A 26,454-nucleotide genomic window follows, 5' to 3' on the forward strand; every position below is an offset into this window, starting at 1 on the left:
GCCATGATTATTTTGAACCTCAAAGGATCCATCTTACAATTAAAAACAATAAATAAAATCAAGATGAAAGTAGCCTTAATCGGAGCAAGCGGTTTTGTTGGAACCAGCATCCTTAAAGAATTATTAAACAGGGGACACGAAGTTCTGGCCCTGGTGCGTCATCCGGAAAAGTTGACCGTAAATGATGAGAAATTAACTGTTAAAGGGATAGATGTTCTGGATACAGAAGCCTTAACCGCAGCTGTTAAAGAACAAGATGCTGTGATCAGTGCTTACAATGCCGGATGGACCAATCCGAATTTATATGATGATTTTCTTGCCGGCTCCCAGGCGATACAAAAAGCAGTTAAGGCTGCAGCAAAACCACGTTTAATCGTTATTGGAGGAGCAGGCAGCCTGGAAATCAACGGCCAGCAATTGGTGGATGGCCCGGATTTTCCTGCCGAATATAAAGCCGGCGCAACAGCAGCCAGAGATTACCTGAATACGATTAGAAAAGAGCATGAACTGAACTGGACTTTTTTTAGCCCCGCCATTGAAATGCACCCCGGTATAGCAACCGGACGTACAGGTAAATACCGCTTAGGAAAAGATGAGCCGGTATTTGACCAAAACAACAGGAGTTTTCTTTCCGTGCAGGACCTTGCTGTGGTTATTGCCGATGAACTGGAACATCATAAGCATCCCAAACAACGTTTTACGGCAGCGTATTAATCGCTAAAATAAAGATGGTCAATGTTTCAAAATTCAGACATTGGCCATCTTTTTGTTACCTTCGTGTTGTATTAGCCCAATCAAAAACGGTCATTTCAAAATCTACACATGGAACCGATTTACAGCATGCAGCATATAGCCAGCATTTTAGACGCCAAGCCTTTTATTTCAACACCGGATAGCATTATCAATCATCTGGTTATTGACAGCCGCACGGTTATCGATCCAGAGAATTCTTTGTTTTTTGCCTTATCGGCGCAAAGGGACGGGCATGAATACATTAAAGATGCTTATCAGCATGGATTAAGAAATTTTGTGATCAGTGAACAAGAATATATTGCCAGGTACCCAGATGCGAACTTTATTTTGGTCGGCAATGTATTAAGTGCTTTGCAAAAAATAGCGGCCTATAATAGAAATGCTTTTAACCTTCCCGTGCTGGCCATTACCGGAAGTAACGGCAAAACAATTGTGAAAGAATGGCTGTACCAACTCCTGGCTGCAGATTATAACATTGTCAGAAGCCCTAAAAGTTTCAATTCGCAAATAGGGGTACCCTTATCGGTTTGGCAAATCCAGGCAGAACATACGATGGGTATTTTTGAAGCAGGGATTTCAAAAAATGGAGAGATGGAAATCCTTGAAAAAATGATCCGTCCCAGTATAGGAATACTCACCAATATTGGTGAAGCACATGCTGAAGGCTTTTCATCCGGAAAGGAGAAACTGCAGGAGAAGTTAAAACTTTTTTCTGATTCGGAACTTTTTATCTATTCACCCGAATATACCCAGGGCATGTCCTCTAAAGAATTACCAGGGAAAAGGAAATTTTCCTGGGGAAACAGTGCAGGTGTTGATTTGAGGATCCTGTTTGTAGAACCAATAGATGGAAGAAGTTATATCCGGGCAAGTTATGCAGGAAATGAAATCGAATGCCTGATCCCTTTCAGAGATAAAGCGTCTGTAGAAAATGGAATCATTTGCTGGGCAACATTGCTTGCTTTGGGCTATAGTCCTGAAGAAGCAGATCGGCGACTGGAAAAACTTAGCCTGGTCAAAATGCGCCTGGAACTTAAAAACGGCATTAACCAGTGTTCTATTATAGATGATTCTTACAGTGCAGATATTTCTTCGCTGGCGATTGCCCTCGACTTTTTGAACCAGCAGAACCAGCACCTAAAAAAGACCCTGATCCTTTCTGATATTTATGAAACGGGTAAGGATAACGCTATTTTATATGCTGACATTGCCTTTCTGATTAAGCAGAAACACCTGAACCGGCTAATTGGCATAGGGCCCAATATCGCTGCTTTTGCTAAGCTTTTTGAACTGGAAACTATATTTTATAACAGTACCCAGGACTTTATTGAGGATTTTCCAGGACTGCACTTTAGTAATGAGACCATACTGGTTAAAGGCGCGCGTAAGTTTGAATTCGAGCGGATCAGTAAATTGCTGACACAGAAAATTCATGATACCGTGTTAGAAATAGACCTTAATGCCCTGGCCAGCAACCTTAAATTTTATAAATCAAAACTTAAGCCTGGTGTAAAGGTCATGGCTATGGTTAAAGCATTTTCTTATGGGAGTGGAAGTTTTGAAATTGCCAATGTTTTACAATACCATAAGGTGGACTATCTGACCGTAGCTTATGCCGACGAAGGTATTGCGCTTAGAAAAGCAGGTATCACCTTGCCATTGATGGTCATGAGCCCGGAGCCCTCTGCTTTTGAAGCGATTATAAAATATAAATTAGAACCCGAGCTCTATAACCTGGATATTTTAAAAGGGTTTCTCGATTTTCTTCCGGATCATGAACATGATTACCCAGTCCATCTGAAAATTGACACGGGAATGCACCGGCTGGGTTTTGCAGAAAATGAAGTCAATGATATGCTTTCTGTATTTAAAACTGCAGATAAAATCAAGGTTATGTCAGTTTTTTCGCATCTGGCAGGCAGTGAAGATCCACAGCACGATGAATTTACCCGCCAGCAGATCGGTTTGTTCCTTCGCATTACAGAACAAGTGGAAATGGGTTTAGGCTACAAATTTATTCGTCATATTTCCAATACTTCCGGTATTTCAAGACATCCGGAAGCGCAACTGGACATGGTGAGACTTGGTATTGGCCTGTATGGATTTGATGCGGGCCTGCAACACAATAAGGGCTTGCAAACAGTGGCTGTGCTCAAAACGACTGTAACGCAGGTCGTAGATGTTAAACCCGGAGAAACCATAGGCTATGGCCGTAACGGGGTTTTACCTGAAGGGGGGAAAGTCGCAACGGTCAAAATTGGTTACGCAGACGGTTATAGCCGGAGTTTTGGTAAGGGGGTAGGTAAAATGCTCATCCGGGGAAAGGAAGTTTCTACAATAGGTTCAATTTGTATGGACATGTGTATGCTGGATGTTTCGGGAACAGAGGTGAAAAATGGGGATGAAGTAATTATTTTTAATGAACAGTTGACCATTTCTGATCTTGCCAGACAAATAGGTACGATTCCCTATGAAATCCTGACCAATATTTCCCAAAGGGTTAAACGGATCTATTATTATGAGTAATTTTGTCCTATGAACAGACTTGGAAGGGCACTGCTGAATTACCTGATTAAAGGCTTATTAATTGTATTGCCCGTTGCTTTAAGTATTTTTATTGTCGTTTGGGGGGTAACCACCGTAGACAGTTGGCTGAACGTCAATAACATTCTTGGCGTAGATCCCCGGACGGGTGCAAGCCGGAATATTCCCGGACTTGGTTTGGCACTGGTGGTTGGTATTATTCTGGCCGCAGGAATTTTTGTGACCAATTTTGTAACCGAACCCATGTATAATTGGTTTCAGAAACTGCTGGACAAGCTCCCTATTATCAAGTTTATTTACTCTTCAATTAAGGACCTGACCGAAGCCTTTGTCGGTGATGAAAAGAAATTTAACCATCCGGTTCTGGTAGATGTTGAAGGGGATTTGAAAAGAATAGGTTTCCTTACGCAGAGTGATTTAAAATCTATTGGTTTGCCTGGGGAAGCCATTGTTTATTTTCCCTTTTCTTATTCTTTTGCCGGCCAGGTTTACGTGGTGAAAAATGAAAAGATAAAGCCCCTGAATATGAGTGCTGCAGAAGCCATGAAGCTGGTGGTTTCAGGTGGGGTAAGCCATTTGAATTAAATTTAAACAGATATTTATCCTAAAGAAAAAGGCAGACCGCAATAAGCGGCCTGCCTTTTTCTTTATAAACCAAACCCTTAAAAGTTTGGTTTAAGCACATATTTATCATAAAAACGAAAAATATGTTCTGCCGCTTCTTCAGCAGTATCCACCAGCCTGAATAAATTCAGATCTTCTGCATGGATGTTGTGTTCTTTCTTTAGCATGGTATTGGTAATCCAGTCCACCAAACCACTCCAGTATTCTTTTCCAACCAGTACAATCGGAAAACGGGCTACTTTTCCTGTCTGGATCAGTGTAATGGCTTCAAAAAGCTCATCCATAGTACCCATTCCGCCAGGTAGCACAATAAAACCCTGGGAATACTTCATAAACATCACTTTCCTGATAAAGAAATAATCAAATTCCAGGAGTTTATTATGGTCAATGTACTTATTATGAAACTGCTCAAAAGGAAGGTCTATGTTTAACCCTACAGATTTACCCCCATTCATATGGGCGCCTTTATTACCCGCCTCCATAATGCCAGGTCCGCCACCGGTAATGACGCCATAACCACGTTCAGTTAATAGCCGGCCACACTCTACGGCAATTTGGTAATATGGATTGGTCTCTGCAGTTCTTGCAGAACCAAATATGGAAACACAGGGACCTATTTTTGCTAATTTCTCGAAGCCGTCAACAAACTCGGCCATTATTTTGAAAATTTGCCAGGAGTCTGTTACTTTAATCTCCTGCCAGTTTTTATTTTCAAAAGCACTTCTTATTTTCTCTTCACTTGTCATTCTTACTATATTAATGTTTTAAAATTTTGTTTGTAGATCTGTTTTTTTACTGATCAGTAATAATCCAACAAAAGTGATCAATCCATTTACAAGGATCAATTCGACACTAAAGGCATAACCTCCCAGTAGCTCTGCGGAATATGCATTTAACAAATAACACAAAGCAGGGGAAAGGATACACACTAAAGGTACTAATTTATCATGTAATCCTCTTTTTACAAAGAGACCAAAACTGTATAAGCCTAAAAGCGGACCATAAGTATAGGAGGCGACTTTAAAAATTCCCTTAACCACAGATTCATCATTGACGGCATTAAAAATAATAATGACCAGAAAAAGGACAACGGAAAAGGCAATATGTACAGTGTGACGTTTTCTAACCGCTTCTTTGGAATTGGAATCTTCTTTTTTATCCATATGAAGGAAATCCACACAAAAAGAAGTGGTAAGGGCAGTAAGTGCAGAATCTGTGGTAGCAAACGTTGCTGCGGTTAATCCCAACATAAAAACAATGGCAGGAATTACGCTTAAATGATTTAAAGCAATTTCAGGAAAAAGAAAATCCGTTCTGGGTTTGCCGGTCATATGATCCAAAGGAATTGCAATACCATTTTTTGTGGCATAGATATACAACAGGGCACCAACGCTTAAAAAGAAAATGTTTAAGACCACAAAAACGCCAGTGAAAGTAAACATATTTTTCTGTGCTTCTTTAATGGTTTTCATACTCAGGTTTTTTTGCATCAAATCCTGGTCAAGACCAGTCATGGCAATGGTTACAAAGATCCCCCCGAGCAGTTGTTTGCTGAAATGAAAATTACTGGTCAGAAAATCTTCATAGAAAAATATTTTGGAATAACCACTGTTTTTGACGGTTTCAAAAGCTCTTGGTATATCCAGATCCAGACTGTTACAAATAAAGTATAAAGTTAAAAATACAGACAAGACCAGGAAAAAAGTCTGCAGGGTATCGGTAATGATAATGGTTTTCAAACCACCCTTAAAAGTATAGGACCAAATCAGTCCAAGGGAAATCAGTACAGTTGCCCAGAAAGGAACACCGTAACTGTCAAATATAAAACGCTGTAATACGATAACCACTAAGTACAAGCGAAAGGCCGAACCGATGGTGCGGCTGATCAGAAAAATAGAGGCTGCCGTTTTATAGCTGTAATAACCCAACCTCTGTTCTATATAGCTGTAAATAGAGGTGAGTTTCATTCGGTAATAAAGCGGAAGGAGCACAGTGGCAATAATAATGAAGCCAATTGCATTGCCCAGTACAAACTGAAAATACTGGAATTGGTTACCCGAAGGGGCACCAACCTCGCCGGGAACAGAAATAAAGGTTACGCCAGATAAGGCCGTTCCAATCATCCCAAAAGCAACCAGGTACCATTTGGAATTTCTGTTTGCAATAAAGAAGGTGGAATTGTCAGATGATTTTTTTGAGGTAGCAAAGGCAATGATGATCAGGATCAGAAAATAACCAATTAAAAAAGAAAGTAGTATCGCTGGGCTCATAGTTTGTTTTTAGGTTCTAAATGTAAGAAACGATCGCGATTTTCCAATTAAAAAAAACGCAAATGCTGAAACCAGCATAAACTTAATACCAACAAAATACAATGAATTGGGCTTTAAAAGCTGTATGACAATTAAAAAAGTAAAAGAAACAGGTATTGTTTCATTTTTAACAGCTTTGAAAAAAATTAGAGCCGCTTATAAATGCTTGAGCAATTTATCTATTTTTGTAAAATGAATTTTTCTTCTAAACTGCTGGAAGATGCAGTCAATGAATTTTCAAAATTACCTGGAGTTGGTCAAAAAACAGCATTGCGCCTGGTTTTGCATTTACTTGGCAGGGAAAAAGAAGAAGTAACACATTTTGGCAATTCCATCATCAGATTAAGACAGGAAATTAAGCATTGCACCGTATGCCATAATATTTCCGATCTGGATGTTTGTGAGATCTGCAGATCCAATAAAAGGGAAAAAGAGGTGATTTGTGTGGTGGAAGACACCCGTGATGTGATGGCGATAGAGAATACCTCCCAGTATTTTGGGGCCTATCATGTGCTTGGTGGATTGATTTCACCAATGGATGGAATTGGGCCATCGGACTTATTTATAGATTCACTGGTGCAACGTGTGGCCACAACAGAAGTCAAAGAGATCATTCTTGCTTTAAGTGCAACCATGGAAGGGGACACCACTATTTTTTATTTATACAAAAAACTTAAAGACTTCCAGGTTCCGATTACAACGATTGCCCGGGGCATAGCTTTTGGCGGAGAACTGGAGTATGCCGACGAAATTACGCTTGGCCGTTCTATTGTAACGCGGGTGCCGTATGAGACTGCAATGAAATAATACATTTTAACTGAATTTATACCAGATGAACTTTAAGGGTAAAACCGTCCTGATTACAGGGGCATCTTCAGGCATAGGAAAAGCTTGCGCAGAAGAATTTGCAAAAAAAGGTGCAAATCTTGTTCTTGCCGCCCGACAATATGTAACGCTTTGTGAAATCACTGCCGACCTTGAAAAAAGATATCCGGTTAAGGCCATTGCCGTTTCCGCAGATGTCAGTAAAGAAGACGACTGTGAACAGCTCGTCAGGCAGGCGATGGCTACATTTGGCGGGATAGATATATTGCTGAACAATGCCGGGATATCCATGCGGGCCCTGTTCAGCGAATTGGATCTTTCTGTACTTAAAAAACTGATGGATGTGAATTTTTGGGGGACCGTTTATTGTACAAAATATGCCTTAAGTGAAATTCAGAAGACTAAGGGGAGTATAATTGGTGTTTCTTCCATAGCCGGTTATCGTGGTTTGCCGGGAAGGACGGGCTATTCTGCATCCAAATTTGCGATGAATGGTTTTATGGAATCTTTAAGAACGGAATTGCTGCATACCGGCGTACATGTAATGGTGGCCTGTCCCGGGTTTACAGCATCAAATATCCGGGTAACAGCCTTGTCGGCTGATGGAGAATCGCATGGTGAGACCAGTATGGATGAAGGAAAAATGATGACAGCCGAACAGGTCGCGGCGGATATTGTTAAAGGCGTCATTTCACGCAAAAGAACTCTCATTATGGGAGGACAGGGTAAATTGACTGTGTGGATCAATAAACTGTTTCCTGCACTGGCCGATAAACTCGTTTTCAACCATTTTACAAAAGAGAAAAAGGCCCTGATAAAATAATTTTGGTTAAATGATTGCCATAATCTCTAAGTTATTTCAATAATTATTTTGCAAATATTAAAAACTATTCCATCTTTGCTTTAAGATGATTTTAACAAACGGACTTAATTTTTGGTGGTGGCACAACGCAAGCGCGTAGTGTGACCCTGTTTTTGTACGTTTTATTTTATATAAATAATTTAAGGGTTGCTATAAAAGGCAACCTTTTTTGTTTTACAGCAATGAAGAAAATACTCAACCACTTATTTGAAAACAAAAGTTTCAGCCGGCCGCAGGCACAGAAGATCCTGACCTCTATTGCCATGGGAGAATACAATAATGCCCAGATTGCGGCCTTCATTACCGCTTATGGCATGCGAAACATTACTGTGCAGGAGTTACAGGGATTTCGGGATGCCATGCTGGACCTTTGCGTAAAACTGGATTTTTCCAATTATGAGCTCATAGATCTTTGTGGCACCGGAGGAGATGGTAAAGATACCTTTAACATTTCGACCCTGGCTTCATTTGTACTCGCCGGGACGGGCAATAAGGTGGCCAAACACGGTAATTACGGTGTTTCGTCCGGTTGTGGTTCCTCAAATGTGATGGAATACCTGGGCTACACCTTCAGCAATGATCAGGATGTACTGCGAAGAAATCTGGATGAGGCAGGGATTTGTTTTATCCATGCCCCCCTTTTTAATCCGGCCATGAAAATAGTAGCTCCGATCCGTAAAGAACTGGGCGTAAAAACTTTTTTTAATATGCTGGGGCCAATGTGTAATCCGGCCAGGCCAAAAAACCAGTTGGTAGGTGTTTTTAGTCTGGAACTGGCCCGTTTATATGCCTATTTGTATCAGGAAACAGGAAACAACTATACCATTTTGCATGCATTGGATGGCTTTGATGAAATTTCCCTGACCTGTGACATTAAAACGTTCAGTAAAAAAGGAGAGGCGATTATAAAAGTTTCAGACCTTGGTTTTGAGACGATCAGTGAAAAGGAGATTAAAGGTGGGGATAGTGTGGCTTCTTCAGCAAAAATTTTCACGGATATTCTGGAAGGGAAAGGAAGCGATGCCCAGAACAATGTGGTGCTTTGTAACGCCGCTTTGGCATTGCAAACCATAAATGGTTCCAGGTCATTTGGAGATTGTTTTTATGAAGCAGAAGCGTCTTTGTTGAGCGGGAAAGCCTTACACAGTTTTAAAAGATTGCTTAATTCATAGACCAATGGAGCTCAAGTTAAAGATATGCGGGATGCGGGAAAAACAGAACATTGCCGAGGTAGCAGAACTGGGACCTGATTATATGGGTTTTATTTTTTATCCGGGATCTAAAAGATATGCAGCAGACTTAACCACAGAGCTTCCGCAGCATGTGAAAAAGACCGGTGTCTTTGTGAACCAGCCGATCGGGGTAATTCTGGAATACATCCTAAAATATAAGCTTTCAGCCGTCCAGCTCCATGGAAATGAAAGCCCTGCATATTGTGCGCAATTTAAGGAACTTGGTTTGCGGATTGAGCTCATTAAAGCCTTTGGGCTTAGTGAAACGTTTGATTTCGATCAACTTACAGCCTATCAGGAATTTGTGGACTATTTTCTATTTGATACCCAGACAGCAGGGCACGGTGGATCCGGGAAATTGTTTAACTGGAAATTGCTGGAGCAGTATCATTTGGATACTCCATATTTCTTAAGTGGGGGGATCGGCCCGCAGCAGGTGCAGCTTATCAAAGAAATACAAGACAACAGATTGTATGCTGTTGACATCAACAGCCGGTTTGAACTGGAACCTGGTCTTAAAAATATTGACCAGTTAAGAGAATTTAAAAATAAACTGTTCCATTAAAAGTTTAATGGAAACAAATATCATAAACGTATGAATTATTTTGTTGACCAAAGCGGTTATTACGGAGATTTTGGAGGAGCTTATATTCCCGAAATGTTGTATCCCAATGTAGAAGAACTCAGGCAGAACTATTTGAATATTATTCAGGAGGAGTCCTTTAAAAAAGAGTTCCATCAATTGCTCAAAGACTATGTTGGGCGGCCCTCTCCTTTATACCTGGCTAAAAGATTGTCTGCCAGGTACAATGCAAATATTTTTTTAAAACGTGAGGACCTGAACCATACCGGGGCGCATAAAATCAACAATACCATTGGGCAGATCCTTTTGGCCGAACGGTTGGGTAAAAAACGGATTATTGCCGAGACCGGAGCAGGGCAACATGGGGTCGCAACTGCAACGGTCTGTGCTTTAAGGGGGCTGGAATGTGTGGTCTATATGGGTGAAATTGACATCCAAAGACAAGCCCCGAATGTGGCCAGAATGAAAATGCTGGGGGCCACTGTTGTTCCGGCAACTTCCGGTTCCAAAACCCTAAAGGATGCCACCAATGAGGCCATGAGAGACTGGGTCAATAATCCGATAGATACACATTACATCATCGGCTCTGTTGTTGGGCCTCATCCTTATCCCGATATGGTTGCTATTTTTCAATCGATTATTTCACAGGAAACAAAAAAACAATTGCTGGAGCAAACCGGAAACGATCAACCGGATTATGTATTGGCCTGTGTAGGAGGAGGGAGTAATGCAATGGGAATGTTCTATCATTTTATCCAGGATGAAAAAGTAAAGCTGATTGCTGTAGAAGCCGCAGGAAAAGGTGTAAATAGCGGACATTCTGCAGCGACCACCGCCCTTGGAAAAGAAGGGGTCTTGCATGGCAGCAGAAGCATTCTGATGCAAACCGAAGATGGACAGGTGGTGGAACCTTTTTCGGTTTCTGCCGGATTGGATTATCCTGGCATAGGCCCTCAGCATGCCCATTTGTTTAAAACCGGAAGAGGGACTTACGTTTCTATTACAGATGACGAATCCTTGCAGGCTGGATTATTGTGTACCCAGCTGGAGGGAATCATTCCGGCAATAGAAAGTGCCCATGCATTGGCGTATCTGGAAAAAATGAAATTCAATGGACAGGAAAATGTAGTGGTTTGTCTTTCAGGAAGAGGCGATAAAGACATGGATACATATATGAAATATTTTGGCTTATAAACCCGAAAAAATGAACAGAATCAATAAATTATTTCAGGATAAAAAATCGAACATCCTGTCTATATATTATACAGCAGGTTTTCCAGGTCTGGAAGATACCCTGAAAATTGCAGAAGAACTGGAGCAGGCAGGTGCTGACCTGCTGGAAATCGGTTTTCCTTATTCTGACCCTGTCGCAGACGGGCCTGTAATCCAGGCCAGCAGTAAGCAGGCCCTGGAGAACGGCATGAGTCTGAAAACGTTATTCAAACAATTAAAAGAGCTCCGTTCCAGAATCAGTATCCCGGTATTGTTAATGGGTTATGTGAACCCAATGCTACAGTTTGGTGTAGAAAATTTTTGTCAGGCATGCGCAGAGGTTGGTGTAGATGGATGCATAGTTCCCGATTTACCGATGACAGAATACGAGTTGTATTATCAGGAAACTTTTAAAAAATATGGTTTATGTAATATTTTTCTGGTAACCCCCCAAACCTCCGAAGAACGCATTCATAAAATTGATGCCCTAACGACTGGATTTATCTATTTGCTTTCCTCTTCTGCGACCACAGGTAAAAATCTGGAAGTATCGCAAAGTACAGAAGCCTATTTTTCCCGGATTAAAGGGATGAATCTTAAAAACCCTTTAATGATTGGGTTTGGGATTCACAACAAGGCAACTTTTGACCAGGCCTGTGCATACGCCAGCGGCGCTATTATAGGAACTGCTTTTGTAAAGTCCTTAAATGAAAGCCCTTCAAAGAAGTCTGTTACAGCATTTATGGAGGCATTCAGGGCCTAATGTCCGGCACAGTCTGGAAGGTTTAAAAAAGATCTTCCAGGCTTCCTTTCCCTGTTCTGATCACTTCAAAGTCACCGGAAGTACAATCGATCACCGTAGAAGGTTCATTGTCTCCGTAACCCCCATCAATAACCAGATCCACAAGCTCTTCATATTTTTCGTGGATCAGTTCTGGATCTGTAGAATACTCGATCAGTTCATCATCATCCTTAATAGAGGCCGAAATGATGGGATTTCCCAGCTGTCTTACAATTTCCTGTGCAATTTCATTATCAGGGACACGGATACCTACTGTTTTTTTCTTGGAGCTTAACAGCTTAGGCACATTATTGTTGGCATTCAGGATAAAAGTATAGGGACCTGGCAAGGCTTTTTTAAGGACCCTGAAGGTCGTGGTGTCAATGGGTTTTATAAAATCAGAAATATGCCGCAGGTCGGAGCAGACAAAAGAGAAATTTGCTTTATCCGGTTTTATGCCCCTGATCTGGCAAATCTTTTCTATGGCCTTCTGGTTGGTGATGTCACAACCCAGTCCATACACGGTATCAGTAGGATAGATGATCAAGCCTCCTTTTTTCAAAACCTCAACAACTTGTTCTATGGCTTTTGGGTTTGGATTCTCAGGATAGATTTTGATAAGCATATGTAAAAATATGAAAAACTTTCGTCTCTATCCTTAGAAATCTCGTACTATTGACCTTATTTTAGTATTTTAACTCTTATGAGAAAAGCATTTATCGCAATAGCTGCATTTCTGGTGACAGCTACGGTTATGATCAGTCTGGCCTGGCCACCGTTCTTCTGGGCTTTTATTTTTGTAGGTCCCATTGTAATTCTTGGTGTTTATGATCTATATCAGCCTAAACACAGCATCGTAAGAAATTATCCCGTATTGGGCAGACTTAGATACCTGATGGAAGACCTGAGGCCTAAAGTTTATCAGTACTTTGTTGAAAGCGATACCAATGGAAAGCCTTTTAGCCGTTTAAACCGTTCCCTGATTTACCAGCGGGCCAAAAAAGAAAATGATACCATTCCTTTTGGGACCCAGCTGGATGTTTATGAAAATGGATATGAATGGTTAAGTCACAGTATTGCGGCCATCAGCCATCACGAACTTGATGAAGATCCACGGGTTCTGGTCGGCGGACCAGATTGTGCTCAGCCTTATTCTGCGAGTATTTATAATGTTTCGGCCATGAGTTTTGGATCTTTGAGCCAAAATGCCATTATGGCTTTAAACGGCGGTGCTAAAATGGGTAATTTTGCACACAATACCGGTGAGGGAGGAATTAGTGATTATCACCTGAACCCGGGTGGTGATCTGATCTGGCAAATCGGTACAGGTTATTTTGGCTGCAGGCACCATGACGGAACATTCAACTTTGATGCCTTCTCTGAAAGATCAAAACTGGAACAGGTAAAAATGATCGAAATAAAACTTTCTCAGGGAGCTAAACCTGGGCATGGCGGAATTTTGCCGGCCAGAAAGGTGACTCCTGAAATTTCCAGGATCAGACTGGTTAAAGAAGGGTTTGACGTGATTTCGCCTCCGGGACATTCGGCTTTTTCTACTCCTTTAGAGATGATGGCTTTCATTAAAAAACTCAGGGAATTGTCTGGTGGCAAACCAGTAGGGTTTAAATTGTGTATTGGCCGTAAAAGTGAGTTTTTTGCAATTTGTAAGGCAATGATTGAAAGCAATACCTATCCGGATTTTATTACCGTTGATGGTGGGGAAGGTGGTACTGGTGCCTCTCCTCAGGAGTTCTCCAATGCTGTTGGTATGCCGCTCAGAGAAGGGGTCGCTTTTGTATATGATGTACTGACCGGATTTGGAATCAAAAAACACATTAAAATTATTGCCTCAGGTAAAGTGGCTTCTGGTTTTGATCTGGTTAAAAATATAGCCCTGGGGGCCGATATGTGTAATGCTGCCCGGGCCATGATGTTTGCTTTGGGTTGTATTCAGGCTTTGGAATGCAACAGCAATACCTGTCCGACAGGGGTAGCCACACAAGACCCTAGTTTAATGAAGGGGTTGGTGGTAGACGATAAAAAAGTAAGGGTATTTAACTTTCACCGGTTAACTGTAGCGAGCGCAGTGGAATTGCTTGGAGCAGCAGGCTTGCGCCATCCTTATCAGCTGACAAGGGCTTATATCAACAGGAGAATTGCACAAAACATGACACAGTCCTATATTGAAACCTTTCCGTATATCCCTGAAGGTAGTTTAATGCAAACCCCATATCCATTGCGATTTGAGTTGGGGATGGCTTTAAGTACGGCCTCTAGTTTTGCGCCAACAGACTATAAGGTGTCTTCAATTGATTATGCCCATGCAAACTCTTATACAGATAACCTGCACCAGGAGCACTAAAAAATAAATCGTATAAAAAAAGCCCTGTTCATTTAGAACAGGGCTTTTTTTATACGATAACAATTGGAGTTTAAAACTCCGCATTGTTCGGGAAACGAGGAAAGGCTATTACATCCCTGATGTTGGTCATTCCGGTTACAAATAAAATCAATCTTTCAAAACCCAGTCCAAAGCCCGAATGTGGGGCAGAACCAAAACGACGGGTATCCAGGTACCACCAAAGTTCTTCCTGTGAAATGTTAAGCTCTTCCATACGTGCGGTAAGCTTGTCCAGGCGTTCTTCCCTTTGTGAACCACCAACGATCTCCCCAATACCCGGGAAAAGAATGTCCATGGCTGCAACGGTCTTTCTGCCTTGCCCATCCAGCTCATTCTGGCGCATATAGAAAGATTTGATGTCTGCAGGATAATCGGTCAGGATCACTGGTTTTTTGAAATGCTTTTCAACCAGGTAACGTTCATGCTCAGATTGTAAATCAGCCCCCCACTCATCGATCAGGTATTTAAACTGTTTTTTCTGGTTTGGTTTTGAAGATTTTAAAATGGCAATAGCTTCTGTATAAGTTAGTCTTTCGAAATCATTGTCCAGACAGAAATTTAGTTTTTCCAATAAGGAAAGCGCACTGCGTTCGTTCTGTGGTTTTGATTTTTCTTCTTCCAGCAGCCTGTTGTTTAAAAATTCAAGTTCCTCTTTACAATGGGTCAAAGCATAGCGGATCACATATTTAAGCATGTCTTCAGCCAGTTGCATATTGTCTTCCAGATCTGCAAAGGCAAATTCAGGTTCTACCATCCAGAATTCTGCCAGGTGACGTGTCGTATTGGAATTTTCAGCCCTGAAAGTAGGTCCGAAAGTATAAATTTGTCCAAAAGCCATTGCAGCCAGTTCGCCTTCCAATTGTCCGGAAACCGTCAGGTTGGTTGCCCGTCCAAAGAAATCTTCCTGAAAATTTACTTTTCCATCTTCCGTGCGTGGGGTATGGTCAAAATCCAGTGTGGTGACTTTAAACATTTCACCTGCCCCTTCAGCATCAGATGCGGTAATGACCGGTGTATGCATATAAACAAAGCCTCTTTCATTGTAAAACTGATGAATGGCAAAGGCCAGCGCATGACGGACTTTAAATACGGCATTAAAAGTATTTGTTCTAAAACGCAGGTGAGCGATTTCTCTCAGGAACTCCAGGCTGTGCTTTTTAGGCTGCAAAGGAAATTTTTCCGGATCGCTGTCTCCCAGAATCTCAATAGAGGAGGCTTTGATGTCAATCTTCTGACCTTTTCCAAGAGATTCGACTACTGTTCCCTGAACAGCAATGGCTGCGCCGGTAGTGATCCTTTTTAACAACTCATCAGGGGTATTATTAAAGTCTACAACAATTTGAACATTACCCATACATGAGCCATCGTTCAGTGCAATAAACTGGTTGTTGCGAAAAGTACGCACCCAACCCATAACCGTTACCTCTTTGTTAAACTCGGTATACTCCAGCAGGTCTTTTATTTTTTCTCTTTTAATCATGGTCTTTTTTGAAAGAGCGTCAAAAATAATGATTTACTTCTATAAATGGATGTGGTATTGGAAAATCAGTATCTAAATTATTTTTGTTTCTTTTTTGTCGTTTTTGTATTTTTTTGAGTTTTTACCTCTATTATTTGGTGTTTTTGTGATTTTTTACTTGTATTATTTTATTTTTTTGTTTGTTTTTAGTTTTTTATGCGTTTTTTATATTTTTTTGATTGTTATTTTTATATTTTTTTTAAATTATTTGTATTTTTTTATTGTTTTTATTGTTTTTTAGTGTGGTTTATTTTTGTTTTTATGATTTTATTATTCTTTTATTAAAAATAAATGATAAAAAATTGTTTTTATATAAAATTTATATATATTTGTAATGCTCGTTTAATTTATATTTGGTTTAAGAAACCTCCCGCAGCTCATGCAGGAGGTTTCTTTATTTTTAGCATAACCTATTCAAAAACAACCTGTATAAAAAAAGCCGGTTACAATTTGTAACCGGCCCTCTATATAAAAAATTTAATTAATTATTAGGCGAGTACTTTGGTTACCAGGTCTGCAGCATCTTTCAAAGCAATTGCTGAATATACTTTCAGGCCAGAATCGTCAATTAATTTTTTTGCCTCTTCTGCATTTGTTCCCTGTAAACGGCAGATGATCGGAACAGGTACATTACCAATTTCTTTATAGGCATCGATAACACCTTGTGCTACACGGTCACATCTAACAATACCACCAAAAATATTAATGAGAATCGCTTTAACATTAGGATCTTTTAAAATAATGTTAAAACCAGCTTTAACTGTTTGTGCATTTGCTGTTCCACCTACATCCAGAAAGTTAGCCGGCTCACCACCTGCAATTTTAATGATGTCCATAGTGGCCATCGCCAAACCAGCACCGTTTACCATACAACCAACGTTTCCGTCAAGTTTTACATAGTTCAGGTTAGATTCACTTGCTTCAACATCTGTAGGATCTTCTTCCAGTTTATCACGCATGGCCGCATAATCAGGATGACGGAACAATGCATTTTCGTCTAAATCAACTTTTGCGTCAACAGCAATGATTTTATCATCTGAAGTTTTTAACACAGGGTTGATTTCAAACATAGAAGAATCTGTACTGTCGTAAGCTTTATATAAGGCAGAAACAAATTTTACCATTTCCTTAAACGCGTTACCACTTAGGCCCAGGTTGAAAGCAATTTTTCTGGCCTGGAATCCCTGAAGACCAACTTTAGGGTCAATTTCTTCTTTGAAGATCAGGTGAGGGGTATGTTCTGCAACTTCTTCAATGTCCATACCACCTTCGGTAGAATACATGATGATATTTCTTCCGCTTGCACGGTTAAGCAATACACTGATATAGAATTCTTTGGTTTCTGAAGCACCTGGATAATAAACGTCTTGTGCCACTAAAATTTTATGTACTTTTTTACCTTCAGCACCAGTCTGAGGAGTAACCAACTGCATGCCTAAAATGGCAGATGCTCTTTCCTTAACTTCGTCAAGGTTTTTAGCCAGCTTTACGCCTCCGCCTTTACCTCTTCCACCAGCATGGATTTGCGCTTTGATCACAACCCAGTCGGAGTTAAAGTCAGTTTTCATTTTTTTTGCAGCTTCAACAGCTTGCTCTACCGTATCGGCAACAATGCCTTCCTGTACGGCTACACCAAAACTTTTAAGTATTTCTTTACCTTGATATTCGTGGATATTCATTTGCTGAAAAAATTTGCTCAAATCTACAATTTCAGATTGGTTTAAAAAACTTATTCTAAGAAACTGTTTAAAAGAAAAGGTAAAAGTTTTGTAAGAACCATGCCCTTATTGTGAAGATCCGGCAGAAGAATACATCCTCAAACTTTGCATTTGTCGCTTTTTATATAAAGCATCTGCAGTCCGTTATTGTTTTGTATGAAAAAATAGCAATTTAACTGGCCATGATCTGTTTAAAGCGCCTTTAAAATTTGTAAGTTTGCATTTATGCTGAAAGCTACAGGTATAAAAAAGTCTTATGGAAAACTCCCTATCCTTAAGGGGGTCGATTTTGAAGTGAATAAAGGTGAAATTGTAAGTATCATTGGAGCTTCAGGTGCAGGAAAAAGTACTTTATTACATATACTTGGAACATTGGATACGGCAGATAGCGGTGTTGTAGAATTAAAAGGTGCCAAAATTACGCAGCTTTCCGGGGAACTCCTTAGTATCTTCAGGAACGAAAATATTGGGTTTGTCTTCCAGTTCCATCATCTGCTTCCTGAATTTACGGCGCTGGAAAATGTTTGTATCCCGGCCTTCATTGCAAAAAAAAATAAAAAAGAAGCAGAGGCTAAGGCCCTTGAATTATTAGATCTTTTAGGGCTAAAGGACCGTGCGGGCCATAAACCAAACCAATTGTCTGGTGGAGAACAGCAAAGGGTTGCCGTGGCCAGGGCATTGATCAATGACCCGGCAATTATTTTAGCCGATGAACCTTCCGGTAACCTCGATTCCGCAAATGCAGATCTGTTGCACCAGTTTTTTATTACCCTAAGGGACAACTTTCAGCAAACTTTTGTTATTGTTACCCATAACGAAGACCTGGCCAAAATCAGTGACCGGGTGGTTACCATGAAAGATGGATTAATTATTTAAATATATTGAAAGTACTGATCACCGGAGGCAAGTCCTCCATTTCCTATAAAATTTTAAAAGCCTTTGAAAATCAGGAAGTCTTACTGGCCGATTATGGTGATGTGCCGGCATTTTCTGCGGGTAATTATCAGCTGATTGCACTGGGGGCACGGAATGACGAGACTACTGCACATCATTTACTGAATGCTTGTCTGGATCATGGCGCAGAACAGCTTTTACCCCTGCATGAATTTGAAATATCAGCAGTAACAAAATCGGCACTGCTGTTTGAAGAGTTTGGCATACATGTTTTATTGCCCGAATTGACAGACTTGCCCAAGTATTTTTATCCTCAGCAGGAGGTTGCCAGGGGAAAAGAATGGGCCGTTTTTCAGAAGGGGGAACTGATTTTTGCCACCTCGGCTGAACCTGAAATTCGCGCAACCGGGAAATCCAAACAATTAAATGGGGTATTTTATATAGGGTTGGGAATACAAGACCCAACTGCTGTGCTTTTTACGATCGCATAATGGAATTAAAAAAATATATTGAAACCTACGATGCCTTTGTTTTCGATCTGGACAATGTGATTTATCCGGAAAAGGATTTTTTTCTTCAGGTTTATTATTTGTTCGCACAATTTATTGAATACGGGGAGCAGCAGGAAGCAGGACCGATTTTAAGTTTTATGCAAAATACTTACCAGCAGCAGGGGCCTGATGGTATTTTTGAAAAGACAGCAGCGCAATTTGGCATACCTGAAAAATACAAACTTAATTTTGATCTGCTGCACAGGAACATCAGGTTGCCCCTCAAATTGTTGTTGTTTGAAGAAGTCCTGAGTTTCCTTCAGGCTATTGTTGTGGAAAGAAAGCCTTTGTTTTTATTGGTTTCAGGACATCCTGAAAGCCAGCTGAATAAAATCAAACAAACCGATTGGAAAGGTCTTGAACCTCATCTGCAGCTTTATTTTTCTGAAGAATTAAGTACCAAAGAAGGAGATAAGGGCCTGGACCATTTGATTGAAACCCATCAACTTAAAGGCAAAAAGATCTTGGTGGTGGAAAAAAATTGGAGTAAGGATTATTATGTTTTCAATACCGATATAGATTTTTTGCAAGTTGAAAGACTATTTGTATCTTAATTACGTAATTAACTTAATTCAGAAATCCCCGTCCATCTGCCAATGGCTGGTTAATGAATATTAAAACCCCCATTAGAACCTAAATTTATTGTACAGATGAAACTATTCCTACTAAAGAAACAAATGGGCTGGTACCTGCTGTTTGTTCTTGCGATTACAGCCGGATCCTGCAAAAAAAACAATGTAGAAGCCCCGGCACCTGGTGGCGGAGGGGGAGGTACTACTACACCGCCCGTTGCTGGTACCAGGATGCAGCTGACCCTGGACTCTTTATTTTTATATGCAAAAGATATTTATTATTGGAATGATGCCCTGCCAAGCTATGATGTCTTTAACCCCAGAGGTTATTCCTCCTCTTCTGTGAACCTGACAAATTACAATAGTGAGCTTTTTGCCATTTCGCAGCTGAAAATCAATCCGGCCACAGGCAAGCCTTATGAATACCGGACAAGCAACCCCAGCGTTCCTAAATATTCAAGGATCGAAGACAATACGCTTTCTAATGCACAGCAATCCAGCGCAGATGCCTCTGTAGGAACGGATAACATTGGCTATGATATGGGATTTTTATTTTTCCAGGGTTATGGACCAAGTGACAACAATTATGTATTGTATGTTGGAGGCGTTTATGCCAATTCTCCGGCAGCCAATGCAGGCATTACAAGGGGCACCATCATCAGCAAAATTAACGGAGCGAGTATCGGAACTGATTTTGCCAATGAAAGTGTGGTGATGAACAACATTACCAGTAATAAACTGACTACAGCCACTTTTTCAGGGACCAGGACCGATGGAACAAAATTTGATAATTTATCCTTAAGCGTTACCAAATATACCAGTACACCAATTTACAAATCGGCCGTAGTGAACCAGGGTGGAAAAAAGATCGGTTATCTGGCCTATGCCCGTTTCTCTACTTTGAGCAATCCGGATTCAAGAAACCCTTCCGATGTAAGCCTGGATCCGATCTTTGCCAATTTTGCCTCAAACGGAATTACAGACCTGGTGGTAGACTTAAGGTATAACGGAGGAGGCTCTGTTCAAACTGCTGAATACCTGATGAACCTGATTATCCCTTCTTCCGCCTCAGGGGTATTGTATAAGGAGTACTATAATCCGACCATGCAGGCCGGCAATGCCAAAATACTGGTTAATCAGCCTTTAACCGATGGGGCCGGAAAAATTATCTATTCTAATGGAAGAATGTTGACCTATGCGGATGTGAATTATTCGGAAGCGGGAAATACCTATAACATTAGCAAAAAAGGCTCCCTGACCGGTATACAGAACCTGATATTTATCGTGTCTGGCAATACCGCTTCTGCAAGCGAACTGGTGATCAATTGTTTAAAACCATATGTGAATAACGTTAAGCTGATCGGGACAACCACTTATGGAAAGCCGGTAGGGTTTTTCCCAATTGTACTTGAAAACCGTTATACGGTTTATATGCCAAATTTTGAAACCAAAAACTCCAGGGGAGAAGGAGGTTATTATGCTGGTTTCACGCCGGATTTTCCAGCTGGTACTGGCTTGTATGATGACTCCACCCATGATTTTGGTGATGTTAATGAAAGTTATTTTAAAAAGGCGTTGAGCATTCTGTCTCCGGCTCCGGCAACGGTAAGCAGCTTGTCTTCTACAGTAACCATTAACAATAGGGCAATGAGTACCGAAACTTTAAAACAAATGCCAAGTAATGGGGTGAACACCAAGTTTAACGGCATGGTGGAAACCCGCCACAGACTAAAATAAAAGAAATAAAAAAGGCGGCTTTTAAAGCCGCCTTTTTTATTTCTTCATGATCACCTTTTCCCTGAAAATGGCATTGACATCTTTTTTCTTATCTATATGGTCCACCACTTCAAGAATGGCATTGGCTGCGCTGATAAAGAAGGTTTTATTGATGTTTTGAAATTTGTCTGTTGATTTGTGGTAATCATTATGATCTTCCACCCCAAAATAAAGAAAAGGAATGTTTACGGCATTAAATGCCCCCTGATCACTTTGATTGGTCCAGTCATCACTACTGATCTTTGGATTGTCATGGCCAAATAGAATTTTTAGTTCAGGATTGGTGTAGATCACATAGTTTCTCAGTTCAGGATGTTTAAAAGTACCGGCAGCATAAAGAATATTCTGGTCGTTGTGACTGATCATATCCAGGTTAATGTTCAGAAAAATAGAGGACAATTTAACCGGTGGACCGGCGACAAAAGCCCGTGAACCCTTCCATTCCTGTTCCCCGGCATCAAAGGCAGCAAAAATTAAGGTGTTGTTTGGCTTTGATTTGGCATAATAAGCCGCTATTTTTAACAAGCCGGCCACACCTGAAGCATTGTCATCGGCTCCGTTGTAAATTTCGTTGTTGATGATTCCTAAATGATCATAATGTGCAGAAATAACAATGGCTTCATCGGTTTTTCCCTGTATATAACCAATTACATTTTTACCGGTCAGTGCATTTCCACTGTTGTCTTTAAAGTTGAAAGACTGCTCATATTTTGGAAATGAGGAAAAAGGCAAAACACCAATAGACTTAAAGCGTTTTTCTATATAATTTCTTGCTTTTTCTGATCCTTTAGTCCCTGTCTTTCGGCCTTCAAAAGCGTCTGATGAAAGTACTTCAACATCCTTGAACAGCTGCTTTTCGTAGCTTTGATTTTTGTTGAAATTTTTAACACACCTGCAGCTCAGCAGCAAGGCCAGAGGAAGTAAAAAATAAATTTTCATGACGGGGAAGGTTAGTTAATACAGCTTATCAAGGTTTTATGACAATTTGATGATCTAATATATCATTATTTTATGACTACTCCACATGGTTTTGTAAAAACTTAACGTAAGGAATAATGTTGTAGGAATTATATTATAATTTGTGCTTAAATATAAAAATCGCTTAATATGGAATACAGACGTTTAGGTAAATCGGGTTTACAGGTGAGTGCCTTATCTTTAGGGAGCTGGCTGACTTTTGGTCAGCAAATCAGTGATTCGGTCGCTGATGAATTAATGGGAATTGCTTATGATGCAGGGGTAAATTTCTTTGACAATGCAGAAGGTTATGCTGCAGGTAAGTCGGAGGAGGTGATGGGTAAGAGCATCAAAAAACATAAATGGGAGCGCGAATCTTTTGTGGTGTCCAGTAAAGTTTTTTTTGGTACAGAACATAAAGGCCCAAACCGGGTGGGTTTGTCCAGAAAACATGTCATTGAGGCGTGTAACGGGGCGCTTAAAAGACTTCAGGTAGATTATTTAGATCTTTACTTTTGCCATCGGCCGGATAAAAATACACCTATAGAAGAAACTGTCTGGGCAATGAATACCTTATTGCAACAGGGTAAAATTTTGTATTGGGGTACGTCCGAATGGAGTGCGGCCGAACTGATGGAAGCCATTGTTGTCGCAAAGCAGTACAACCTGATCGGACCAACCATGGAGCAGCCGCAATACAATCTGATTGAACGCTATAAAATGGAAAAAGAATACCTGCTGCTGTTTAAGGAGTATGGTTTAGGGACGACCATCTGGTCGCCTTTGGCCTCGGGCTTACTTTCAGGAAAATACACCTCTGGAAAAGTCAAAGATACCCGTTTGGACCTCAAAGGTATGGAATGGTTAAAGGATGCCGTCCTGAATGAGGAAAAACTGGAAAAAGCAAGGAAGTTACAATCTCTTGCCGATGAGCTGAATGTACCCCTGGCCAAACTTTCCCTGGCCTGGTGTCTTAAAAACCCAAATGTTAGTACCGTCATTTTAGGGGCTTCAAAAACCCAGCAGCTGAAAGAAAATTTAACCACGCTCGAAGTTGTTCCTTTGCTGAGCACAGAAGTAATGGAAAAGATAGAGGATATTGTAAAAACCAAACCGGTGTTGCCTCAATTTTAATCTTTGTTCCATAAAAAAAAGGGTTCTTTATCGAAGAACCCTTTTTTATTTTTAGCGCATGAGCGCTTAATAATAAGTTAGCCTTACCACACCGGCCAGTTTTTTGGCCAGACGGATCACTTGGCGCGTATAACCATATTCATTGTCGTACCAGGCATACAGCACTACCGATTTATTGTCTTTTGCAATAATGGTGGCCGGACCATCTACAATAGATGCATGGCTGTTGCCGATCAGGTCGGTACTAACCAGTTCGTTGGAGATGGAGTATTCAATCTGCTCGGAAAGGTCACCAAATAAAGAAGCCTGTTTAAGGATGTCCTTTACCTCGTCGAGTGAAGTCATTTTGTTCAGGGAGAGGTTCAAAATGGCCAGGGAAACATTTGGCGTCGGTACACGAACCGCGTTTCCGGTTAATTTTCCGCCCAGATGAGGGATTACCTTTGCTACGGCTTTATCTGCACCTGTTTCTGTGATCACCAGGTTCAGGGCCGCAGAACGTCCCCTTCTGTATTTTTTATGGTAATTGTCCAGCAGGTTCTGGTCATTGGTATAAGAATGAACGGTTTCAATGTGTCCTTTTTCAATACCGAAAGCATCATCAATGATCTTTAAAACCGGAACAATAGCGTTGGTGGTGCAAGATGCATTGGATAAAATATGTTCTGTATTAAAATCGATATCTGCATCGTTGATGCCGGTAACTACATTCGGAATGTCACCTTTGGCAGGCGCAGTCAATAAGACCTTACTGATGCCTTTGGCTTGTAAGTGTTTACTTAATCCCTCACGATCACGGTAAACACCGGTATTGTCAATCAGCAGGGCATCATGGATGTCATAAGCCGTATAATCTACGTCTTCGGGCTGTTTGGCAACAATAAAATAAATGGTTTGTCCATTAATGATCAGGGCTTTGTTCTCAAAGTCTTCAATAATGGTTCCGTTAAAAGGGCCATGAATGGAGTCAGTCCTTAATAATTCTCCCCTTTTAATCAGTTCCTCATCACTACAGCTGCGGGTAACAATGGCCCTTAGGCGAAGTTGTTCCCCTTTTCCGGCCTGCAGGATCAGTTCTCTGGCGGCAATACGTCCAATTCTTCCAAAACCAAACAGAACAACATCTTTTGGGGTCAGGCTGATTTTGTCTTTGCCAATGTGTTTGCTCAGTTTGCTGATGATGAAATCACGGACCGAAGGGTAATTGTTATTGTCGTCCAGCCATTCTGAAGCCAGTCTTCCCAGGTCAATTCTGGAAGGGGCAATGCTGCAATTGGAAATGGCGATGGCCAGCTCCAGGGTTTCGTAGATACTGATGTCTTTTCCGCTGACCTCTTTGGCATATTGATGGTGTGCGAGGATCTCGCTGCTGCCGACATCAAATAAAGGTTTACGGAACAGGACCAGTTCAATGGATTTGTCAAACCATAATTGTCCGACAACCTTAATTAATTCAATTGCTTTTTTTTCTTTTTCAATCCAGTTCTGAAACTCTGATTGGTACTTTTTTAGCATTTCTACAAATTTTGGTTAGAATGCCACAAAAGTAAAAAAGATTGGGTGAGTACCCAATCTTTTTTATGTATAAATATCACCTTATGAAAAGGTTATGTTCCGTAAGTGTTTATCCCAGGTAAGACTTCAAAATTTTACTTCTTGAAGTGTGGCGCAGGCGTTGTAATGCTTTGTCTTTAATTTGACGTACACGCTCTCTGGTCAGGTTAAACTTCTCGCCGATCTCTTCAAGTGATAGGGGATGGTTTGTGCTTAATCCAAAAAACAGCACAATGATTTCCCGTTCGCGTTCAGTCAGGGTAGACAGGGAACGTTTGATCTCCTCAGATAGGGATTCATTGATTAAGCTGCTGTCTGTATTGGGTTCATGATTTTCCAGTACATCAAGTAATGTATTTTCTTCACCCTGTACAAATGGTGCATCCATGGATACGTGACGTCCTGAATTGCTTAGGGTGTCTGAAATTTTATCCACAGTAGTTTCCAGGATATCTGCCAGTTCTTCCGGAGAAGGCTCGCGTTCATATTCCTGTTCCAGTTTAGAAAAGGCCTTACTGATTTTGCTCAGGGAACCTACCTGATTTAAAGGCAAACGCACAATACGGCTTTGCTCGGCAATAGCCTGTAAAATCGACTGGCGAATCCACCAAACCGCATAAGAAATAAATTTAAAACCTTTGGTTTCGTCAAAACGTTTAGCGGCTTTAATTAAACCCAGGTTACCTTCATTGATCAGGTCACCCAAGGTCAGGCCCTGGTTTTGGTATTGTTTTGCAACAGAAACAACGAAACGTAAATTGGTTTTGGTTAAGCGCTCAAGTGCAGCCTGATCTCCCTCCCGTATCTTTCTTGCTAGTATTACTTCTTCTTCGGCGGTTATTAAATCTACTTTACCAATTTCGTGCAGGTATTTGTCTAAGGATTGACTTTCACGATTGGTAATGGATTGCGTGATTTTGAGTTGTCTCATTTATGTGCTTTGGTACTCGTTATGTGTTTGAACGTGCAAAGGTAAGAATTTAAAGGTAATTATAAACATAAAATCCTGAAAACGTTACACTTTACATGCTTTATTTGTATCATATCCTTATAACAAAAATTATTCCAAAATAGTTTTGTCAGTCGGGGTGTTTTTTTGTATTTTTTGTGCTTTAAGGATTGAAATTCAGTCGGTTATTTAGCTTTAAATAGGGCATCAGGGCGGTGTTTTTATTTTTAAAATTTATTTTGTTGCGAAGGATCGGCTTAAGGATGACAGTAGGAAGACAAGAACTGTCAAATCTTATTTTAGGATGACAGAAAAGGGCTGCTTTCACTAAAAATGAAAAAGCGAGCATGGGATTTTATTCAACTCAGGTCCAAAATTTCCGCAGTTGGGGCATTTTTTTGCACAGAGTCAATACCATTGTCCCGGCTTGCGGCCGTTTCATACATTTCACTGCTGCCAATGACCTGTCCGTTTGTTGCTTTTAAATTGAAGTAATGTTTTCCGTTTACAGCCGTTTTCCGGTCAAACTTGGAGTCGTCCTGCGCATTTTTGCGGACCGATTCCAGGCCGTTGATGCAATTGCTTTTTGTGGTGTAACCCTCACTGGTCAGAATGACCTGACCATTACCCGCTTTAAGATTAAACTGGAATTCTCCGTTTTTTCGGGTTGTAATTTCAAATTTTCCCATAGTGCAGATGATTTA

At 40.7% G+C, this 26,454-nt stretch carries 24 protein-coding genes; 15 read left to right on the plus strand and 9 right to left on the minus strand.

The window, feature by feature from the left end; all coding sequences use genetic code 11:
- From B0O44_RS14990 to B0O44_RS15000, 3 genes are all read left to right on the plus strand, one after another.
- Window positions 1-714: NAD(P)-dependent oxidoreductase (locus B0O44_RS14990; RefSeq protein ID WP_245943675.1), on the plus strand; the 714-nt coding region annotated here is incomplete at its 5' end.
- Window positions 715-822: 108 nt separating this feature from the next.
- Window positions 823-3,279 carry a bifunctional UDP-N-acetylmuramoyl-tripeptide:D-alanyl-D-alanine ligase/alanine racemase gene (locus tag B0O44_RS14995; protein WP_110832065.1) on the plus strand — a complete coding sequence of 819 codons (2,457 nt, stop codon included), beginning with the start codon at window positions 823-825 and terminating at the stop codon, window positions 3,277-3,279.
- Between the two features lie 9 nt (window positions 3,280-3,288).
- The gene (locus tag B0O44_RS15000) at window positions 3,289-3,882 is read left to right on the plus strand and encodes a DUF502 domain-containing protein (protein ID WP_110832068.1); all 594 of its coding nucleotides are present in this window, start codon (window positions 3,289-3,291) and stop codon (window positions 3,880-3,882) included.
- Window positions 3,883-3,959: 77 nt separating this feature from the next.
- Here the strand turns inward: B0O44_RS15000 and B0O44_RS15005 are convergent, their stop codons facing one another.
- Both B0O44_RS15005 and B0O44_RS15010 read right to left on the minus strand, forming a co-directional pair.
- A complete protein-coding gene (locus tag B0O44_RS15005) occupies window positions 3,960-4,667 on the minus strand; it encodes an LOG family protein (protein WP_110832070.1) in 708 nt (235 codons plus the stop codon).
- 18 nt (window positions 4,668-4,685) lie between these two features.
- On the minus strand, window positions 4,686-6,191 hold the full coding sequence (locus B0O44_RS15010; RefSeq protein WP_110832073.1) for a sodium:solute symporter: 1,506 nt from the start codon (window positions 6,189-6,191) through the stop codon (window positions 4,686-4,688).
- Window positions 6,192-6,422: 231 nt separating this feature from the next.
- Here B0O44_RS15010 and recR point away from each other — a divergent pair, with 231 nt between their 5' ends.
- The 6 genes from recR (at window position 6,423) to trpA (ending at window position 11,707) form a co-directional block, all read left to right on the plus strand.
- Window positions 6,423-7,037, plus strand: coding sequence for a recombination mediator RecR (gene recR / locus B0O44_RS15015; protein ID WP_110832075.1), 615 nt, complete (start codon window positions 6,423-6,425; stop codon window positions 7,035-7,037).
- A gap of 25 nt (window positions 7,038-7,062) precedes the next feature.
- Complete coding sequence (locus B0O44_RS15020; RefSeq protein WP_110832078.1) at window positions 7,063-7,878, plus strand: SDR family oxidoreductase; 816 nt, start codon at window positions 7,063-7,065, stop codon at window positions 7,876-7,878.
- A gap of 221 nt (window positions 7,879-8,099) precedes the next feature.
- Window positions 8,100-9,089 (plus strand): anthranilate phosphoribosyltransferase, encoded by a 990-nt coding sequence (gene trpD / locus B0O44_RS15025; protein ID WP_110833001.1) that lies wholly within the window; start codon window positions 8,100-8,102, stop codon window positions 9,087-9,089.
- A 4-nt stretch (window positions 9,090-9,093) separates the two neighbouring features.
- On the plus strand, window positions 9,094-9,714 hold the full coding sequence (locus B0O44_RS15030) for a phosphoribosylanthranilate isomerase (RefSeq protein ID WP_110832080.1): 621 nt from the start codon (window positions 9,094-9,096) through the stop codon (window positions 9,712-9,714).
- Window positions 9,715-9,744: 30 nt separating this feature from the next.
- Window positions 9,745-10,926 (plus strand): tryptophan synthase subunit beta, encoded by a 1,182-nt coding sequence (gene trpB, locus B0O44_RS15035; protein ID WP_110832082.1) that lies wholly within the window; start codon window positions 9,745-9,747, stop codon window positions 10,924-10,926.
- Between the two features lie 10 nt (window positions 10,927-10,936).
- Window positions 10,937-11,707 carry a tryptophan synthase subunit alpha gene (gene trpA, locus B0O44_RS15040; RefSeq protein WP_110832085.1) on the plus strand — a complete coding sequence of 257 codons (771 nt, stop codon included), beginning with the start codon at window positions 10,937-10,939 and terminating at the stop codon, window positions 11,705-11,707.
- A gap of 22 nt (window positions 11,708-11,729) precedes the next feature.
- Here the strand turns inward: trpA and B0O44_RS15045 are convergent, their stop codons facing one another.
- The gene (locus B0O44_RS15045) at window positions 11,730-12,350 is read right to left on the minus strand and encodes an L-threonylcarbamoyladenylate synthase (RefSeq protein WP_110832088.1); all 621 of its coding nucleotides are present in this window, start codon (window positions 12,348-12,350) and stop codon (window positions 11,730-11,732) included.
- Window positions 12,351-12,428: 78 nt separating this feature from the next.
- Between B0O44_RS15045 and B0O44_RS15050 the strand changes: the two genes are divergently transcribed.
- Window positions 12,429-14,087 carry an FMN-binding glutamate synthase family protein gene (locus B0O44_RS15050; protein WP_110832091.1) on the plus strand — a complete coding sequence of 553 codons (1,659 nt, stop codon included), beginning with the start codon at window positions 12,429-12,431 and terminating at the stop codon, window positions 14,085-14,087.
- Between the two features lie 70 nt (window positions 14,088-14,157).
- Here the strand turns inward: B0O44_RS15050 and asnS are convergent, their stop codons facing one another.
- Window positions 14,158-15,606 carry an asparagine--tRNA ligase gene (asnS, locus tag B0O44_RS15055; RefSeq protein WP_110832093.1) on the minus strand — a complete coding sequence of 483 codons (1,449 nt, stop codon included), beginning with the start codon at window positions 15,604-15,606 and terminating at the stop codon, window positions 14,158-14,160.
- Window positions 15,607-16,133: 527 nt separating this feature from the next.
- On the minus strand, window positions 16,134-17,324 hold the full coding sequence (sucC, locus tag B0O44_RS15060) for an ADP-forming succinate--CoA ligase subunit beta (protein ID WP_110833003.1): 1,191 nt from the start codon (window positions 17,322-17,324) through the stop codon (window positions 16,134-16,136).
- A gap of 264 nt (window positions 17,325-17,588) precedes the next feature.
- On the opposite strand from sucC, the gene B0O44_RS15065 reads away from it, so the two are divergent.
- The 4 genes from B0O44_RS15065 (at window position 17,589) to B0O44_RS15080 (ending at window position 21,117) form a co-directional block, all read left to right on the plus strand.
- Window positions 17,589-18,239 carry an ABC transporter ATP-binding protein gene (locus tag B0O44_RS15065; protein ID WP_110832095.1) on the plus strand — a complete coding sequence of 217 codons (651 nt, stop codon included), beginning with the start codon at window positions 17,589-17,591 and terminating at the stop codon, window positions 18,237-18,239.
- Window positions 18,240-18,244: 5 nt separating this feature from the next.
- A complete protein-coding gene (locus B0O44_RS15070) occupies window positions 18,245-18,748 on the plus strand; it encodes an ATP-grasp domain-containing protein (RefSeq protein ID WP_110832097.1) in 504 nt (167 codons plus the stop codon).
- Complete coding sequence (locus B0O44_RS15075) at window positions 18,748-19,362, plus strand: HAD family hydrolase (RefSeq protein WP_110832099.1); 615 nt, start codon at window positions 18,748-18,750, stop codon at window positions 19,360-19,362. The genes B0O44_RS15070 and B0O44_RS15075 overlap by 1 nt, the downstream gene beginning before the upstream one ends.
- A gap of 96 nt (window positions 19,363-19,458) precedes the next feature.
- Entirely contained in the window at window positions 19,459-21,117 is a 1,659-nt protein-coding gene (locus tag B0O44_RS15080) for a S41 family peptidase (protein ID WP_146229848.1), read from the plus strand.
- 36 nt (window positions 21,118-21,153) lie between these two features.
- Here B0O44_RS15080 and B0O44_RS15085 read toward each other — a convergent pair whose 3' ends face one another.
- A complete protein-coding gene (locus tag B0O44_RS15085; protein ID WP_110832103.1) occupies window positions 21,154-22,095 on the minus strand; it encodes a M28 family peptidase in 942 nt (313 codons plus the stop codon).
- Window positions 22,096-22,263: 168 nt separating this feature from the next.
- Between B0O44_RS15085 and B0O44_RS15090 the strand changes: the two genes are divergently transcribed.
- Window positions 22,264-23,247, plus strand: a complete 984-nt coding sequence (locus tag B0O44_RS15090; protein WP_110832105.1) for a potassium channel beta subunit family protein — start codon at window positions 22,264-22,266, stop codon at window positions 23,245-23,247.
- 66 nt (window positions 23,248-23,313) lie between these two features.
- Here the strand turns inward: B0O44_RS15090 and B0O44_RS15095 are convergent, their stop codons facing one another.
- From B0O44_RS15095 to B0O44_RS15110, 3 genes are all read right to left on the minus strand, one after another.
- On the minus strand, window positions 23,314-24,762 hold the full coding sequence (locus B0O44_RS15095) for a glyceraldehyde-3-phosphate dehydrogenase (RefSeq protein WP_110832107.1): 1,449 nt from the start codon (window positions 24,760-24,762) through the stop codon (window positions 23,314-23,316).
- Window positions 24,763-24,871: 109 nt separating this feature from the next.
- A complete protein-coding gene (locus tag B0O44_RS15100) occupies window positions 24,872-25,732 on the minus strand; it encodes a sigma-70 family RNA polymerase sigma factor (RefSeq protein WP_008242129.1) in 861 nt (286 codons plus the stop codon).
- 377 nt (window positions 25,733-26,109) lie between these two features.
- On the minus strand, window positions 26,110-26,439 hold the full coding sequence (locus tag B0O44_RS15110) for a YegP family protein (RefSeq protein ID WP_110832111.1): 330 nt from the start codon (window positions 26,437-26,439) through the stop codon (window positions 26,110-26,112).
- Window positions 26,440-26,454: the final 15 nt, after the last annotated feature.

Source organism: Pedobacter nutrimenti (assembly GCF_003208655.1).
Classification (GTDB): Bacteria; Bacteroidota; Bacteroidia; order Sphingobacteriales; family Sphingobacteriaceae; genus Pedobacter; species Pedobacter nutrimenti.

Coding starts and splice junctions, on each gene's coding strand:
- B0O44_RS15085 (WP_110832103.1), bottom strand. CDS start 22,095: ATGAAAATTTATTTTTTACTTCCTCTGGCCTTGCTGCTGAGCTGCAGG.
- B0O44_RS15050 (WP_110832091.1), top strand. CDS start 12,429: ATGAGAAAAGCATTTATCGCAATAGCTGCATTTCTGGTGACAGCTACG.
- B0O44_RS15045 (WP_110832088.1), bottom strand. CDS start 12,350: ATGCTTATCAAAATCTATCCTGAGAATCCAAACCCAAAAGCCATAGAA.
- B0O44_RS15020 (WP_110832078.1), top strand. CDS start 7,063: ATGAACTTTAAGGGTAAAACCGTCCTGATTACAGGGGCATCTTCAGGC.
- B0O44_RS15090 (WP_110832105.1), top strand. CDS start 22,264: ATGGAATACAGACGTTTAGGTAAATCGGGTTTACAGGTGAGTGCCTTA.
- B0O44_RS15065 (WP_110832095.1), top strand. CDS start 17,589: ATGCTGAAAGCTACAGGTATAAAAAAGTCTTATGGAAAACTCCCTATC.
- B0O44_RS15100 (WP_008242129.1), bottom strand. CDS start 25,732: ATGAGACAACTCAAAATCACGCAATCCATTACCAATCGTGAAAGTCAA.
- trpD (WP_110833001.1), top strand. CDS start 8,100: ATGAAGAAAATACTCAACCACTTATTTGAAAACAAAAGTTTCAGCCGG.
- B0O44_RS15010 (WP_110832073.1), bottom strand. CDS start 6,191: ATGAGCCCAGCGATACTACTTTCTTTTTTAATTGGTTATTTTCTGATC.
- recR (WP_110832075.1), top strand. CDS start 6,423: ATGAATTTTTCTTCTAAACTGCTGGAAGATGCAGTCAATGAATTTTCA.
- sucC (WP_110833003.1), bottom strand. CDS start 17,324: ATGAATATCCACGAATATCAAGGTAAAGAAATACTTAAAAGTTTTGGT.
- B0O44_RS15080 (WP_146229848.1), top strand. CDS start 19,459: ATGAAACTATTCCTACTAAAGAAACAAATGGGCTGGTACCTGCTGTTT.
- B0O44_RS15005 (WP_110832070.1), bottom strand. CDS start 4,667: ATGACAAGTGAAGAGAAAATAAGAAGTGCTTTTGAAAATAAAAACTGG.
- B0O44_RS15000 (WP_110832068.1), top strand. CDS start 3,289: ATGAACAGACTTGGAAGGGCACTGCTGAATTACCTGATTAAAGGCTTA.
- B0O44_RS14995 (WP_110832065.1), top strand. CDS start 823: ATGGAACCGATTTACAGCATGCAGCATATAGCCAGCATTTTAGACGCC.
- B0O44_RS15030 (WP_110832080.1), top strand. CDS start 9,094: ATGGAGCTCAAGTTAAAGATATGCGGGATGCGGGAAAAACAGAACATT.
- asnS (WP_110832093.1), bottom strand. CDS start 15,606: ATGATTAAAAGAGAAAAAATAAAAGACCTGCTGGAGTATACCGAGTTT.
- B0O44_RS15110 (WP_110832111.1), bottom strand. CDS start 26,439: ATGGGAAAATTTGAAATTACAACCCGAAAAAACGGAGAATTCCAGTTT.
- trpB (WP_110832082.1), top strand. CDS start 9,745: ATGAATTATTTTGTTGACCAAAGCGGTTATTACGGAGATTTTGGAGGA.
- B0O44_RS15095 (WP_110832107.1), bottom strand. CDS start 24,762: ATGCTAAAAAAGTACCAATCAGAGTTTCAGAACTGGATTGAAAAAGAA.
- trpA (WP_110832085.1), top strand. CDS start 10,937: ATGAACAGAATCAATAAATTATTTCAGGATAAAAAATCGAACATCCTG.
- B0O44_RS15075 (WP_110832099.1), top strand. CDS start 18,748: ATGGAATTAAAAAAATATATTGAAACCTACGATGCCTTTGTTTTCGAT.